The sequence below is a fragment of the Kitasatospora sp. GP82 genome, from assembly GCF_029892105.1.
Classification (GTDB): domain Bacteria; phylum Actinomycetota; class Actinomycetes; order Streptomycetales; family Streptomycetaceae; genus Kitasatospora.
The window spans coordinates 1-15,317 of the sequence record NZ_JARZAJ010000076.1 but is presented as its reverse complement, the minus strand read 5'-3'; the positions used below and the strand labels follow the sequence as shown (position 1 = coordinate 15,317).

Sequence of the window (15,317 nt, the reverse complement as noted above, 5' to 3'; positions counted from 1 at the left end):
GAGTAGTCGCCGTCCTCAATGATGTCGAACATGGTGGTACCTCCCTTCCACGGTCTCGTGGAACCGCTCCGGTCGAGCGGTTCGCTGTGCCCCGGCGTCACTGCCTGCTCCGGGATGAACCGGGCGAGCAGAACGCCGGAAGTCTCTAGTGCGGTGTCCGACCGCGGCCCTCGACCCGGACCGGGTCGAGCAGCAGTAGCGCGCCGGCCACGGCGGGCCCCGGGCGGTGGAAGCCACCGGTGGGGCTGAGGGCGACCACGCTGCGCAGGAACGCTCCCAGCGGCAGGTGGATCACCGCGCCGTCCACGGCGGGCCCCGGCTCGCCGTGCCGGAGCCGGTAGCCGACGAGGGCCAGGCTCAGGGTGCCCGCGTGCGGGTCGACGCCTCCGCGGGCGCGGCCGATGTCCACCACGTAAATCGCCTCGGCCGGACGCGTCAGCAACTCCTGCGCCGACAGTTCCGGGCCCCGCAGGACCAGGTTCGTCGCCGAGATGATCGCAGTGGGCTGGGTGCTGCTCACCCAGCCGTTTCCGGTCGGCGCGGTGGCTCCGCGTTCGGCCGAACTCCGGTTCTGCAGCAGGCCGGTGGGGAACCCGTCACGGACCAGGACGGTGTCCTGGGTCGGGGTTCCCTCGTCGTCGCAGGGCACCCGGATCAGGCCGCCCGGTGAGCGGCCCTGGTCGACCAGGTCGAATCCGGCGGCGAACAGCCGGGTGGCCCGGTCGGCGTCGCTGGGAGCGGTCCGGTCCCCGTGGAAGCGTGGGGCCAGCATGGCGAGCAGGCTGGCTGTTGCCTTCGGTGACAGGATCAGCGGCAGCTCGGTCGCGTCCAGTGCGGTCGGGTGCAGCAGTCGCACCGCCGACTCGGCTGCGGCCTGCGCCGTTTCCAGCAGCGGCAGTTCGGCAGGCATCCGGGCGGCGCAGTCGGCCCGTGCGGTGACTCGGCTGTCCCGCTCCTCGGCCACCACGCGGACGGCTGCCACCGCCTCCTGGTGTGCGTAGTGGACGCGCAGTCCGCGGCTGTTCACCGCAGCCGCCGAGAGCTCGAACCGGCGGACCGAGGCCTCCGGCACGTCGCGCGCCGACGAGTGGGCGGCCAGTGCCGCACGGTCCAACTCCCGCGCCCGCTCGATGCACTCGGTCACGCTGTCGCGGGCCGCCGTGTCCTGCGCTTCCGCCTCGAGCCCGGGGGCGAAGGCGGGCGCGGCGCCGACAGGCCCCTCGCCGAGCGACAGTCGGCGCAGCTGCCGGGCCTCGGCCAGCGCCCAGCGCAGGGATTGGGGATCGGTGCTGCTGATCACGGCAGCGCCGGAGGAGGAACTCCCCACGCTGCGGACGTGGACGCGCAGTATGCCTGCGACGCCCACCTGGCTCGGCGTGCTCTGTCGCACCGCCACCTGGGTGTGGCGCTCGTACCGGGCGAACACCTCGATGTCCTCGCCCGGTTGGGCCTCGGCCAGGAGCGGTTCGAGCTCTGCGGCAAGCTGTTCGGATCGGCTCATCGGTCTAGACCCCTCCCACCGTGATGCGGGCCAGAGCCAGCGAGGGCGAACGGTAGGAGATCGGCAGCCACTGCCCGCTCTTTCCGCAGAACGCCCCGAACGTCTGCGGATCGTCGCCGATCGCGCAGATGTCACGCAGACTGGAGAGTGCGTCTCCGGTGAGCACCGAGCCGGAGACGATCCGGGTCAGCTCGCCGGACTCGATCTCCCAGCCCTCCTTCACCACCAGGCTGAAGCGCCCGGTGACCGGATCCACCGTTCCGCCGGTGGCTTCCAGGACGAGCAGTCCGGTGCCGACGCCGGTGATGATGTCCTGCCGACTGGTCGTACCGCTCTCCAGGGTGGTCTGGGTCATCCGGGGCAGCGGCGGATGTTCGAAGCTGCGCCTGCGGGCGTTGCCGGAGGAACGCGGGTCCTCTGACGCACCGGCGTGCAGCCGATCGGTCATGCTGCCCACCATGACCCCGGCGCGGATGAGTTCGGTGCGTTCGGGGGCGGTCCCCTCGTCGTCGACGGCGGACACCCCCCAGACGCCGACCGGAGCCCCACCGTCGACGACCGTGACCGCGCCGTCCGCGACCGCCTTGCCGAGCGAGTCGGCGAAGATCGAGGAGCCGAGGGCCAGTGCGTCGGCCTCCAGCGCATGCCCGCACAGTTCATGGATGAGCAGCCCGGCTGCGTCGGGCCCGCAGACCAGGGCCCGGGTGCCGGAGCGTGCCGACACCGCCGATTCGAGTCGCAGCGCCTGGTCGGCCGCGCTGACGCCGACGGCGGCCGCCTCGTCCAGGGTCAGGGCCGACGAGGGGAGCGCCGCGCACCAGGTTCCCGTCCCGGTCGCGGAGGGGCCGACGAGTGCGACGTCCACCTGCAGCCGGGTCTGCCAGTCGGTCTTCGCGGCATGTCCGCCAAGGCTGTCCCAGACACCGATCTCACGCTCCCGGTCGGCGTAGGCCGCACGGACCCGGCCCCCCTGCCGCCCAGCGGCACCGAGGGCGGTCTCGACCAGACGGCGCTTGTCCGCGAGATCCAGGAGCTGCCCGGTCGCCGGTATCCCGACTCGGCCCGTCCGTCCGATGCGCACGGCGGGAGTCCGCTCGGCCGGCCCGCGGCCGTGAATGGCCCGGAAGACGGCGGCGGCGGTCGATCCCAGCTCGACGAGTGAGGCGTGGTCGTAGTCCGTGGAGTAGACGAGGGCCGTGTCGCGCCCCAGTCCCACCCGCAGGCCGACTCCCTGGATACGACTGCGAGCGGCAGTCAGCCCGCTCTTGGTCGTGCAGGTGAGCTCGGTGACCGTGGTGCGCTCCGTGAACAGTTCAGCCCACGCCCCGCCACTCGAAAGGGCGGCGGAGAACATCTGCCGCAACGCGGCGTCGGAAGGGTCGATCATTTCGTTCTCTCCTTCCGATTCCGGTTCTGCGCGACTCGTTGCCGCTGCTTTTCCTGATGAATTGGATTCCGTGGCCCGCATCGGATGCGATGCGGCGGAATGTCGTTCGAGGCATTTCTAGCCGCCGGACCGAAGCGTTGTCAAGCACTGTTTCGGAGCCTGTGCCACGTTGCCCTTTCGGGTCGAAGGATTGCCCTTTCAGGCCGAAAGATTGCCCTTTCGGGCAGCCGCATTGTCCGCACAGTACTTCGGGCTCGTCGCGCACGGGTTCTTTCGGGGGAGAATGGCGTCCGTTGCACTCCGGTTGCAGCCTACTGTTGCGACCGGATGTCCCCCTGGGGTAGCTTGCGTGATGTCGGGGGAAATCTCCCGGGTTTGTTGTGGCCAGCATTCCCGTGACCGGTGCAGGACTTCGAAGAAAAGGGGCGCGGCGGGCGTGGAGAACTCGGATGGCGCCGCCTCGGGCAGTGCAGTACAGGTGAGCGAGGTGATGGCACTGCTGCCTCACGATTTGCCAGACGCCTTTTCGGTCGCCCCGATATCCGAAGTTCTGCAGTGGAAGCCGTCCGATGCGGGAGTCCCCTCCCTGCCGCTGATCGAGTCCAGGGCAGCGAGTCTTGTCCGATAACCTCGCTGCGTCGGAAACCGTCCGGAATGCCTTCTCCTGCGGTGACCACCAGGACTCGGTGCCGGGCACCCTCCTCCTCGACGCCGGGGCCGAGCACCCCGAGGACCGGATCTTCGGCGAGCTCAGCCTCGTCGTTCGACAGGTCCCCGGGGAATTCCGGGACATCGAAATCCTGACTCGTCTGAGAAACTCCTCTAATCTTGCCGGATAGGCATTCGATGTCGACCTGGAAGAGGTTTTCCATGAAACGCCGGACGCGTACCTGCCTTGGGTGCGAGAGCGGGTTTCCACCCGCGGTCCGGTGGCGATCACCGCAGACCACTGGGAGTACGAGAAATCGCAGTTCTTCGGCACCGTGCACATGCCGCACCACTTGCTGGTGGTCGAATTGCCGGGCGAGGACGAATTCGCGGTCTGCGACCCTTATCAGTACGCGCGCGCGGACGAGTCGGTCACCGTCGCGCACCTGCTCCGACGTCGCTGCAGGCCGGCTGGGTCCTGTCGCCGGACTGGCTGCCCGACCTCGTGCGAGGACTTCCACCCGCTCGACATCCTCTTCGGGCAGGAGCCGCAGGCCGCCGGCGAGGCGGGACGGCGAGGGGCTGGACGGGTTCGGCCCCTCGCCACAGGACCTGCCGGCGTCGCTCGACATACGGCTGACGATCGGCCGGGTCGAGGGCGAAGCGGTGGGCCGAGCCGGGACGTCGCCCGCAGCAGTGCGGCGACAGCAGCACCCTTACCCAGGAGGGCAGTTACTCCACGTCTCGATCCCGTACCGCATCCGCATCACGCCAACCGTGCTCGGCAGCCCTGCCGGGCAGAAGCTGAGAGGAGCCACACCCATGCTGTGGACCACCCACGACGTCTCCCTTACGGACGAACACCGCGCTGCCGCACAGGAGGTGATCGAGCAGCTCGGAGGCGTCGAGCAGTTCTCGCTCCTGATGCTGTCCGGCAGCTTCGCAGCCGGGCTCGGCCACAGTGCCTCCGATGTGGACCTGTACGTCACGCGCGTCGACAACGCCCCGGTCGAGAGCGTCGCGTACCCGCGCCGCGGCTTCATGGTGCAGGTCACCGAGGTGGATCGGGCGACGGCCGAGCAGATCGCCGCCCGGGTGAGCAGCTTCGCGATGACCGCGACCAACCGGGACGCGCTGCGCCTCTCGCTGGTCGAGCGGCGCCTGCTCATCCGGCTGTCCATCGGTGAACTCTTGCACGCCGATGCGGATTTCGGTCGCACCCTGGCCGGGATGGACCGCATCGCCATCCAGCAGTCCCTGAACCTCCCGCGGGCGCTCGCCACGGCGAGCTGGCAGGAGGACGTCGCCGGCGCAATCGTGAGCGAGGACCCCTACACCGCCGCCCAGGCGTCCTACCTCGCCCTCCAGGAGGCATGCGACATAGCGCTGGTGGCCAGCGGGGACATCTATGACGGCCAGAAGTTCCTCTACCGCAGGCTGGCCCGGTCGGCGGTCTTCCAGCCGTTGATGGACGTCGTCTGGGAGCTCTTCCACACGCCTTTCGAGCACGGCGGATCCAAGGAGCAGGTCTTCGACGTGGCGCGCCGCCGCTGCCGGCTGGCGTCCTTCCTCGTCGGCCACGCGGTAACGACGGGCTGGACCGTTCCGCTGACCGAACTCCCCGAGTACCGCAACGACGCCGAAGGCCCGCTGCGCAGCCCCTACTTCGGGCTGGTCCAGTACCTTGACGGGATCTCCCTCGCCGGGGCGGACAAGGGCTACAAGGTGGCTCCTGCGCTCGCGCGGCTCTGGTTGGCCCTCGACGGCCGCAGCGTCGAGCAGGTCCGGGCCGAGGTGCTGGGCGAGGTGCTGGGCGAGGACAGTTCGGCGCGCGACGAGTTCGACGCGGCGATTGCCCGACTCGTCGAGCTGGGCGCGATCGAGGAGCCGGCCGCGGACCGGTCGGCCGGCTGAGACAACCGGCCGACTGCGTCCAGCCCTGGTACCTGCCTGTCCACCCAAGGAAGAACGATTCCCGATGAGCGATACGTTTGACAAATCAACCCAGCCTCCGCCTGCCTATTACCAGCTAGGCCCTGCCCGACTGGTCGGCGGGAGCGGCCTGTGGGTCTGGGACGCCGACGGGCGTGAGTATCTGGACTGTGCGGCAGGCACTTTCAACCTCTCCCTCGGGCACAACCACCCGGCCGTGGTGGACGCCATCAAGGCGCAGACCGACGACCTGCTGTTCGCGAGCTCCATGTTCCAGACCGACGTTTCCAATCGGGTGATGGAGATGCTCGTCGAGCTGAGCCCTGCGAACCTCACCCGGGTCAACCTCCGCAGCAGTGGCGGCTCGACGGCTACGGAAGGGGCGGTGAAGATCGCGCAGCTGCACACGGGGCGCCGCGATGTGATCGTGCCGTTCCGTGGACACGTCGGGCAGACGCTCGCAGCCAGTGGCTGGAACGGCATGTCCCGACTGCGAGCGCCGTTTCCGACGGTCTACCCGGGCGCGGTCAACGTCCCAGACCCTTACTGTCACCGATGTTTCTACCGGCAGAAGCCCAGCAGTTGCGATTTCCTCTGCATCGATCGCATAGACGACTTCATCAGGTACGCCAGTTCGGGCAGCGTCGCGACCATCCTGATCGAGCCGATCAGTGGCGCCGGCGGCAACATCGTCCCCCCGCCGGGATACCTGAAGCGTCTGCGGGAGTTCTGTGACGAGCGGGACATCGTCCTCATCTTCGACGAGACCCAGACGTCGTTCGGACGTACCGGCTTCCTGACAGCGGCCGAGGCGTTCGGTGTCGAGCCGCACATGATGACCGTGTCGAAGGGGCTGAGCGGTTCTGGTCTGCCGTTGGCGGCGATCATCACCGAGGAGCGGCTCGTAGGCATGGACCGGTCGCAGCACGGCTTCACCTCGGGCGGACACCCGGTCGCCGCTGCGGCTGCCATCGCCACGCTGACGTTGGTCCGCCAGCCGGAGTTCCTCGAGAACGTCCGTTCGGTCGGAGCCGCCCTCAAAGCCGCCCTGCTCGACCTCGGTCGCACGTACCCGGAGATCTGTGACGTCCGTGGTCTGGGGCTGATGCTCGGTATCGAGCTGTCGGAGCCGGATGGGTCGAAATCGCCGCGCCTGGCCAATGCGCTGCATGCGGCGCTGATGGACCGCGGGGTCATCACCCGGGTGTCCGAGCACAGCGAGGGAAACACCATCGAACTGCGACCCCCGCTGATTCTGACCCACGAGGAGGCCCAGCTCGTGGTCGAACGCTTCGGGGAGGCACTGGAAATAATGCGGGTGCGCTCATGATGACCAACGACACCGTGACGGTCTTCGACGTCGGCGGTACCCACGCGCGCTCGGCGGTGCTGGACGGCGAGAACCGCCTGCACGACCTCGCCGTGCAGGCGGCGCCGTCCTGGACCAGCTGCCCGGGTGAGGGGGCGGCCTCGCTGCATCAGCGTCTCGTGGATCTGATCGTCGCCGATGCGCGTCGGCTGGCCCGCCGCCATACGGTGACCGCGGTCGGAGTATCGCTGGGCGTGGCGATCGATGCGCGCACCGGCATGACGGTGGGATCCGGTCCACTGTGGGGTGACGGGGTCGGGCACCGGTTCGACACCGCCGGGGCGCTACGGGATGCAGCGCCCGAGTTCCGGTGGACGGTCGTCAACGACGTCACCGCGACCGCGGTGGCGTTGGCGGCACAGCCGGACGTCCAGCGCCTGCGCCGACTGGCTGCTGTCATCGTCGGCAGCGGTATCGGGCTGCGGACCATCGAGGTCGGCACCGGCAGGGTCCCCGTATCCGCGGACACCGGACTGCAGGGTGAGATCGGGCATCTGCCGGCCGAGTTCCGTATCGGCGCACGGGAGATCGTGTTGCCCTGTGACTGCGGTGCGACCGGGCATCTCAGCGCGTACGCATCGGGTCGTGGCATCGACCGGATTCTCAAGCTGCTCGCCGCCGAGGGCACGTCCTGGCTGGCCGCTGACGCTCCTCTGAACAGCCAGTTCGCACAGGCTGTGGCCGGTGGTGAGCGAGAGGCGCTCACAGTGCTCGAAGCCGTGACGCGGCCGCTCGCACACGCGTTGCTGTCAGTTCTCAGCACCGATGCCGAGATCGACCGTGTGGTTCTCACCGGTGGCGTGCCCGCGGGGCTCGGTAGTGAATATCTGGCGTGTCTGACGGCCCAGATGGATGCGGTGGGGCTCTACGGACGGTCGGGCTCACTGGCCGACAGGATTCAGGTGGTCGCACCCGATGCCGAGCCTGCGCTGCAGGGGGCCGGGATGCTGGCCCGCTCCGGCGCCGCCGGGGCGCGAAGCTGGATCGTGCCAGGTGACAATCCGAAGTCGTACAGCGTGGTCATGGCTCCGGACATGCTCGCTTCCGGCCGAAGCACGCTGCGGGCAGCGGCAGGGCTGGGCACGCACGGTGCCGCACGGCGACTCGTCGTGGCCGACAAGCGTGTGTGGGAGCTCTACGGGGACGCGCTGACGGACGCGCTGACGGGTGGATCGGAGAACGTCACCCTCGACACGTTGCTGCTCGAGCTGGACGAGTCGTGCAAGAACCTGGCGGCGGTGTCCGATCTGGTGGACGCCTTCGACCGGTTCGGTCTGCTGCGTCGATCGGAACCGGTCATCGCGGTGGGTGGCGGCGTGCTGCTCGACCTCGCGAGCTTCACCGCCGGCATCTACCGGCGGGGTGTTCCGCTCATCAAGGTGCCGACCACCCTGCTGGGGATGATCGATGCGGGCATCGGTGTCAAGACGGCGATCAACTACGGCGGGCATAAGAGCCGACTGGGCACCTACAGCCGTCCGAGCCGAGTCGTCATCGACCCGGGGTTCCTGCGCACGCTGGACCCCCGCGAGTACCGCTGCGGCCTCGGCGAATCGATCAAGATAGCGGTCGTGGCCGATGCGGCGCTGTTCGACCTCCTCGACACGCACAGCCGTGCTCTGGCTGCGGGCACGCCGGACCCGCGGGTGGAGTCCAAGGTCATCGAGCGCAGCATCGCGGCCATGCTCGGCGAACTCGTCGGAAATCTCAGCGAGGACCGGCTGGACCGGCTCGCAGACATCGGGCACGCGTTCTCCGGTGCTTTGGAGATGTCCCTCGAGCCCACGCTTCTGCACGGTGAGGCCGTCGCCATCGACCTTGCTGTGACCGTCATGCTCTCGCGGAACCGAGGTCTTCTGCCGTCGGTCGTCGCCGACCGCGTCATTCGCGTCCTGACCGACTTGGGCCTGCCAACGATTCATCGGGAGATGACCCTCGACCTGCTGGTCGAGGCATTGGCCCATACCAGCCTGCACCGTGACGGCCGGCAACGCCTGCCCCTGCTGGAGGACGTCGGCCGCGCCGTGTTCGTCAACGATGTGACCGAGGCGGAACTGGGCGAGGCGCTGGCGGCGCTTCAGGCCCAACAGTTGCAGGTGGCGCTGTGACCGGGTGGCAGCTGGTCCGCTCTGGCCGTCGGGTCCGGATCGTGCCGATGGAGAGGCCACGGGGTGACCAGCCGTACGTGTCGATGCTCGCCGTGGGACTGTGTGGCACCGACGTTCAGATCGGCGCCGGCCACCGGGGGGACGTGGCCGGGGTGCTCGGTCACGAAGGCGTCGGGATTCTGCACGGCGTCCCCGGTGGCGATCGGATGGTCGCGTTCAACCCCGTGGATGTGCGAGACCAGGATTCGATACTCGGCCACAGCTTCGACGGCCTGTTCCGCAGCTGGGTCCCCCTGGGGCCGGAGCTGCCGCCCAGCGCGTTGCAGGAGGTCCAACCGTTGGACCCGATGGCGGTGCTCACGCTGTGCGAGCCGCTCGGCACCGTCCTCTACTCGTGGGAGCTGATCGAGCGCTCGGCCCCGGCCGGCCCCCTGTCGGTCGGCATCTGGGGCGCGGGCCCGATCGGGTTGCTCCACGTGCGCAGAGCGATCGGTCAGGGACACGATGTCGAGCTGGTCGAGGCGCGGCCGGAACGTCTGGCCTGGGTGGAGAACCATTCTCGCCTCGCGCCCGTCCACCTCTCCGTGACCGGGCACCGCACGCCGCGGCCACTCGATGTAGCGATCATCTGTGCCCCGCGGCCGGCGATGGCGAGCGCCGTCCGGGAGGCAGCGGACGCACTGCGGCCCGACGGGACGATGGTGCTCGTCACCGCGCTCGATGCGGCGGCAGCGGCTCCCACCTTCGTCGACGCCACGGTCGGCCGGGTGCGTCGGCACAACGTCTGCGGCAATGTCGATCCTGAGCTGGGCATGGTCACGGCGGTCTCGCACGAGGGTAAACCGCTGGTGCTCACCGGCCATCGGGGTACCTCCTTGGCTCAGTTGCACGCGGCAGAATCGGTCCTCCGCGCAGATCCCGGTGGGTACGGCGCCCTCATCACCCATGAGTTGAGTCCCGAGGATGCGGTGGATGTGATCAATCGTCGGCTCGACGGACAGTTCCAGACCGCCGACGGCTCTGAAATCGTCAAGGTCGTCGTCCACTTCACTGACGGCGGTCGCCATGGATGAACCCTGGAGCAGGCGCTTGGAGCTGGTGCCCGGCGGGGTTCAGCTCACCACCTATCCGTGGCCGCGCTCGACGTCCCCGTCATGGGTGCTGGTCTCTCCACAGACCGTGGGCCTGTGCAGCTCGGACCTCAAGGAGGTCCACCGGAGCCGCGACGTCCGGTCCGACTTCGGTCACGAAATGGTCGGTCTGGTTCACAGCAGCAGTACGGACGACTTTCCGCCCGGTCTGAGGGTGTGCCTGGACCCCCATATCCCGGTGACACGGACAACCGCGTTCGGTGAGACGGCACTGCTGACAGGACCGCCCGACCAGCTGCGCGCCGCCCTACCGACCGTGCCCGACGGCACGCCGGACGACCGGGCGGTCTTCACCGAGCCCCTCGCGTGCGCCGTCCACTGCGCCGGCAACGTCCTGGCCGGTTCCGACGTTGCGATCATCGGTGCGGGAACCGCGGGGGTACTGCTGGCGGTGCTGCTGAGGCTGAAGGGGTGCCAGGTCACACTGGTCAACAGGAGCCCCGAACGGCTGACCGCCCTCTCCCGGACGGCGTTGCTGCGGGAGGTGCCGAAGGTCCTCAGCCGCGAGGTGGGAACGCGCACGTTCGGCACCGTGGTCGTGACCACGGCGTCGCTCGACGGCGCCACCTTCGACGGCGCCTGGGACCTGTTGCCGCAGGACGGTGGACGTCTCGTCCTGTTCGGCGGCATCAGGCCGGACTGGCGGGTACCGGGCACGCAGGTGCTGTTGGACGGCATCCGTCGTGGCGAACAGATGCGCGAGCTGGAGCGGGGCGGGCGCCGCGCGCTGTTGGTGGGTACGCACGGCGCCACCGGCGTCGACTTCGCCGCGGCCGGCGCGGTGCTGGCGGCGCCACTTCCCTGGACGACCAGCCACGTCGAGGAGCTCATCGTGGACCGGGTGACCCTGCCTGTCCTGGCCGCGCTGCTCAACGATGCGGTCAGGACAGGCGTGGACCCGATCGGAAAACACGTGGTGGACATCCGCCGGTAGCGACCGGCGTCCACCGCCCTCGCGCCCGCTCTATCGAGCCGCTTCGCGCAGGCTCGCGTAGGCATCCAGGGCGGGCTCGAGGGCGGCCTGGTCGGACTCGCTCAGCTCAGTACGCCACCGGCCCGCCCCCTTGATCGACTGATCGCTGGGGTGCTTGGTGTGGAACGGGCCCAGCTGACGGGATTGGATCGATTCGGAGACCTGGCGGTCGGACGTCCAACCGAGCCAGTCGCCCAGAGCGGCGATCCTGGCCGGCCGATCAGCGCAGAACTCTTCGTAGGGGACAAGATGCACGCGCCCAGCACCTGCGGTGGCAGATGCGGTGAGGATGGTGCGGGCGTAGGTGGCGTACGCCCTTGCGAAGCCGGCCGCGCCGGTCTCCGCAACGCCCAGGCGGGTGAATTCGAGCATGCGAGTGGGCATCCCTGCGTTCACCTTCTCAAGGATGGAACACAGCACGTCACGGGGGTCACGGACCATCACCGCGGCGCGGGCCTGCGGATAGGCGTCCAACGCGTCGGGGAGCACTTCGGTCATCCGCGGGCATTTCACGATGTCGAACCGGGCGATCTCCTCCGCGGGAGCCGACACGTCGATCAGGCGGCCGGTCATAGCCCAGTCGGGATCCTCCAGCAAGGTTCGTCGGCACGACTCGGAGAGCATATGAGCCACAGCGCTCGTGCCGGAACGGTGCATACCGCAGATGAGCAATTGCATGAAGCCACCTCAGAGGAAGTTGTGTCGTACATCAGATAAACCCCGGACGGTCAGCCCGGTACGGGGGCGGTGAACGCATCGCGCATCCGCCCCTAATCTCGTGGGTCCGACCGAGGGGCGGTTTCGGCGCCAGGGTCGGACTGCCCGATATCGCCGGGCCCGTAGGCGATCAGGCCGAATGCGCGAACCGCCTGGCAGGTGTCGTGGGCAGCCTTCGCCGACGTCGTCGGAAGAACGAATCCATCGCGGTCGTACAGCACCGCGAATCCGGCTCGCACGGCGAATTCCAGGTCGTCGACGCCCGCCGTCTCGGCCAGGAAGCCTGCCATGTCGTCGAACGCCACCGCCCAATGGCGCTTGGCATAGATGTGGACGGGATGGCCCGCGGCCGGCAGTGGCGGATTCCAATGGGTCTGCTGCTGGCCGCGCTGTTCGGGGACGGATGCCCACCAGCTGTCGAGCCCCGCCTCGATCGTTTCCATGTCCCAGCCGCGCCAGGTCGCGGTGGTGGGACGGAACAGCGCGTGCGGGTCGCACCGACCGTCGAGAAGGGCCGCGAGCTCCCGACGGGCCTCGTCGGCCGAGTCCGGACTGTGGACGAGGTTGGCGTAGTAGACGGCGCCGTGCCGACGACGGATCGTCGACTTGAGGGCCAGCAGCCGGGTGGTGGCCTCGGGCCCGTCGACCAGTACCAACTGGCTCGGCCCCGCGGACAGGTAGCGTCGCATGAGGCCTGCGGTCAGTGGTCTGCGGTCGGGGTCGATGCCGGACCACACGGCCGCGATCTGGGCCTCCGTCAGGTGCAGGGTGCGCTGCTCCAGCACCCGCAGACCCGCCTGGGCGATATCCGTCACGCAGTCCTTCAGGAGGCGCCGCTCGAGGGCGTCCGGCTTGAACAGCAGGAAACCGCGTTCCGTTGGTCCGGCGCTGTCGCGACGGTGGGTGTCCGGCGTGATCAGCAAAGGTACTCCAGCGTTGGTAGAACGTCCGTTGGCATCACGACAGAGGGGAATCAACACTCATCGCGGGCCCGCCCGTCCGGGCGTACGACAACAAGCAGGCCGTCCGCCACCACCGCAGCGGCGCCGGCGACGTCCGCCGCTGTGACGTGGGCTAGCCGCGCTGCCTCCGCCTCCGGGCACCGGACGGCACCGTTGACGCAGTAGTGGCTCGCCATGACGACCGCGGAGTCGACACCGTTCTCCGCCTTCTGAAGCAACTCCGTCCGCGCGTGGCGGACCGCGGCCTCGAGGTCCGCCGGTGCGGGACCCTGCTGCGCCAGTCGGGTGAGTTCCGCGTGGAGCAGCTGGACCACCTCGGGGCCGTTGGCGCCGTCGGTACCGGCCAGGAAGCACCAGAAACCCGCATCGCTGTACGCACGGGTCCATGCCCGAAACGCGTACGCGAGGCCGTGCTCATCACGAAGGCACCGGTACATCCGGGACGCCGGGCTCGCGCCGAGCAGGTGGCCGAGAAGGACGAACGCGTCACGCTGCGGGTCCGTGACGGCCGGAGCCGGCGCACCGGCGAGGAGCCAGCAGAACCCGTCCGGCCAGGTGGGATCCGGCGGGTTCGGACGACCGACGGGGGCGTGGGGGGATCGCCGCGGGCGGACGCCGCCGGCCCTGGCCATCGCCAGGGGGGACATTCGTTTGCGCAGTGCCGCCTCCTGCACGTTCCCGACGTATGCCAGCGCCAGCGGAACCGTCGCCAGCGCCCGCTGATGCACCTGCAGAAGCGGGTCGAGGGTGATCCGCTCGACACTGCTCGGTGTGCCGCCCACCGCCGTGGCCAGCGGATGGCCGGGAAAGACGGCATCGAGAAACGCCGACTGCAGGGCATCGGCGGGGTCGGCCGCGGCCACTGCCAACTCCTGGGCGACGATCTGCCGCTCCCGGTCGAGCGCCTCATTCGACAGCGCCGGTTGAGTCAGCGCGTCGAGCATCCAGCCGGCGACTACGGGAGCGTCATCGGTCAGTACCCGGGCATGGATCGTCAGCGACTCGGGTTCGGTCATCGCGTTCGACGTCCCGCCGAGCTGTTCGATGCGCTCGCTCAGTGAGGGGCCGCCCTGTAGCGGCACCGACATGACGAGGCGCTCCAGCAGGTGTGCGGCGCCGCTCAGGCCCGGCGGGTCGTCCCGACTTCCGAAGCCGAGCGAGAGTGCGATGCCGACAGTGTGCTGGTCGGCCGTCGAGGTCAGCAGCAGCGGCATACCGCCGTCGAGCTGCGCGACGCGCGTTGTTGGGATCTGGTCGGCTATGACGTCACCTGCACAGGCTGAAGGGCGAATCTGCGGGAACCCGACAGGAATGCCGTGTCAAGGGAACCCTGCGGAACGTGAGGCACGAGAAGGAGAACGGTGTCAGGACTCCCCCAGGGCCGACACCAGCAGTGGCGTCAGGGCATGGGATGAGATGGCGGCCAGCAGGGCGGGGGACGCGACATGATCAGCGCGCCTCTCGTAGACGACCTCACAGGCATGCGGCGAGTCTTCATATCCGTCAGGCGGTATGTAGCTGGGCACGGCCGCCAGTTCCGGTATCGGCATGGCCTGCGCCAACCGCTCTCGTGCATCGGCGAGGCGGGCACTGTCCCGGACGCCGTTGAGGATGTACCCGACCATCAGTCGGCGGTAGGGCTCGCCCAGCACACCCGGCAGGCCCGCCAGGGACGTCAGGTGCCCCTCCTGGTTGACGTTGCCGATGAGCACCACCGGCAGTCCTGCCCGCAGCGGCACGACATCGTTGGCCAGATCCGCCCGGGATGGCAGGTTCCCGGCACCTCCGGATCCCTCGATGACAACAAAGGAACCGCGCTCGGCCAGAATGGCCAGGGCCTGCGTGACGGCGTCCAGACACCTGGTACGCAGGTCAGGGGGGAATGCGCGCAGGTCCAGACTGTCCTGGCCGAAGATCGGCACCTCGCCGAGTGCCTCTCCGCGCACGTACAGTTGGCTGCGGCCATTTCCGCTCGTCACGGCTACCACAGGGTTGTTCCACCACCGCACCGGGACTCCGGCCGCACCGCAGTTGTGGAAAACCCCGCGCTCGTACACCTTGAGCGGACTGCTCGATCGATCCGTTATGTCAACGACGCTTGTGGCTTTGAACGGGTCGACTGCGATGTTCTGGCGGCGAAGAGCGCGGGCGATCCCGACCGCCACCGCCGTCTTACCTGTACCGGAACTGGGAGCGATGAGCGTAACGCCACGTAGCAACGGCGCATCCGTCATACTTTCGCTTCTCTCATTCCTGGGCCCCGGACACTCCAGCGGGCCAACGTCAAAAAGCCGCCCGGCAGGGCCTGTGACAGCCGGGTGACCGCGGCCTCGGCGTCGAGGAACCGCCGCTTTTCGGTGCACGAATGGTCGGAGATGTCGGTGCTCATGTGCGTGATCGCATGTGCGAAGCTCCCAGGCGATCGATCCGTCGTCCGGACTGCTTGACCTCGGCCCGGGACAGGCCGGAGAGCTTGGCGAAGAAGTGCAGGTTGTCCAGGGCGGTGAGTCGGCCGTAGAGTCCGCGTTCCCCGCCCAGGACCATCGAGGTGAGGGCTCGGACCCGCTTG

General features: G+C 68.8%; 13 protein-coding genes and 1 pseudogene. 6 read left to right on the top strand and 8 right to left on the bottom strand.

Annotated elements, in window-relative coordinates; all coding sequences use genetic code 11:
• Nucleotides 1–145: 145 nt before the first annotated feature.
• Nucleotides 146–1,501 (bottom strand): metallopeptidase TldD-related protein, encoded by a 1,356-nt coding sequence (locus tag P3T39_RS35920; protein WP_280703520.1) that lies wholly within the window; start codon nucleotides 1,499–1,501, stop codon nucleotides 146–148.
• A gap of 4 nt (nucleotides 1,502–1,505) precedes the next feature.
• Nucleotides 1,506–2,888 (bottom strand): TldD/PmbA family protein, encoded by a 1,383-nt coding sequence (locus tag P3T39_RS35915; RefSeq protein ID WP_280703519.1) that lies wholly within the window; start codon nucleotides 2,886–2,888, stop codon nucleotides 1,506–1,508.
• Nucleotides 2,889–3,505: 617 nt separating this feature from the next.
• Between P3T39_RS35915 and P3T39_RS35910 the strand changes: the two genes are divergently transcribed.
• The 6 genes from P3T39_RS35910 (at nucleotide 3,506) to P3T39_RS35885 (ending at nucleotide 11,030) form a co-directional block, all read left to right on the top strand.
• Nucleotides 3,506–3,727: a hypothetical protein gene (locus P3T39_RS35910; RefSeq protein ID WP_280703518.1), complete on the top strand. Its 222-nt coding sequence runs from the start codon at nucleotides 3,506–3,508 to the stop codon at nucleotides 3,725–3,727.
• A gap of 631 nt (nucleotides 3,728–4,358) precedes the next feature.
• Nucleotides 4,359–5,450, top strand: a complete 1,092-nt coding sequence (locus P3T39_RS35905) for a hypothetical protein (protein WP_280703517.1) — start codon at nucleotides 4,359–4,361, stop codon at nucleotides 5,448–5,450.
• Nucleotides 5,451–5,514: 64 nt separating this feature from the next.
• Nucleotides 5,515–6,798 (top strand): aspartate aminotransferase family protein, encoded by a 1,284-nt coding sequence (locus P3T39_RS35900; RefSeq protein WP_280703516.1) that lies wholly within the window; start codon nucleotides 5,515–5,517, stop codon nucleotides 6,796–6,798.
• Complete coding sequence (locus tag P3T39_RS35895) at nucleotides 6,795–8,945, top strand: ROK family protein (RefSeq protein ID WP_280703515.1); 2,151 nt, start codon at nucleotides 6,795–6,797, stop codon at nucleotides 8,943–8,945. The genes P3T39_RS35900 and P3T39_RS35895 overlap by 4 nt, the downstream gene beginning before the upstream one ends.
• A 77-nt stretch (nucleotides 8,946–9,022) precedes the next feature.
• Nucleotides 9,023–10,018 (top strand): dehydrogenase, encoded by a 996-nt coding sequence (locus tag P3T39_RS35890; protein ID WP_280703514.1) that lies wholly within the window; start codon nucleotides 9,023–9,025, stop codon nucleotides 10,016–10,018.
• A complete protein-coding gene (locus P3T39_RS35885; RefSeq protein WP_280703513.1) occupies nucleotides 10,011–11,030 on the top strand; it encodes a medium chain dehydrogenase/reductase family protein in 1,020 nt (339 codons plus the stop codon). Before P3T39_RS35890 ends, P3T39_RS35885 begins: the two co-directional genes overlap by 8 nt.
• A gap of 30 nt (nucleotides 11,031–11,060) precedes the next feature.
• Here P3T39_RS35885 and P3T39_RS35880 read toward each other — a convergent pair whose 3' ends face one another.
• From P3T39_RS35880 to P3T39_RS35855, 6 genes and pseudogenes are all read right to left on the bottom strand, one after another.
• Nucleotides 11,061–11,747, bottom strand: a complete 687-nt coding sequence (locus tag P3T39_RS35880) for a sulfotransferase (RefSeq protein ID WP_280703512.1) — start codon at nucleotides 11,745–11,747, stop codon at nucleotides 11,061–11,063.
• Between the two features lie 92 nt (nucleotides 11,748–11,839).
• The gene (locus tag P3T39_RS35875; RefSeq protein WP_280703511.1) at nucleotides 11,840–12,709 is read right to left on the bottom strand and encodes a nucleoside-diphosphate kinase; all 870 of its coding nucleotides are present in this window, start codon (nucleotides 12,707–12,709) and stop codon (nucleotides 11,840–11,842) included.
• A gap of 50 nt (nucleotides 12,710–12,759) precedes the next feature.
• Nucleotides 12,760–13,962, bottom strand: coding sequence for a pitrilysin family protein (locus tag P3T39_RS35870; protein WP_280703510.1), 1,203 nt, complete (start codon nucleotides 13,960–13,962; stop codon nucleotides 12,760–12,762).
• Nucleotides 13,963–14,112: 150 nt separating this feature from the next.
• Nucleotides 14,113–14,982: a hypothetical protein gene (locus P3T39_RS35865; protein WP_280703509.1), complete on the bottom strand. Its 870-nt coding sequence runs from the start codon at nucleotides 14,980–14,982 to the stop codon at nucleotides 14,113–14,115.
• Complete coding sequence (locus P3T39_RS35860) at nucleotides 14,979–15,137, bottom strand: hypothetical protein (RefSeq protein WP_280703508.1); 159 nt, start codon at nucleotides 15,135–15,137, stop codon at nucleotides 14,979–14,981. Before P3T39_RS35860 ends, P3T39_RS35865 begins: the two co-directional genes overlap by 4 nt.
• A pseudogene (locus P3T39_RS35855) lies at nucleotides 15,134–15,317 on the bottom strand (hypothetical protein); the annotation flags it as partial. The gene P3T39_RS35860 and the pseudogene P3T39_RS35855, both read right to left, overlap by 4 nt.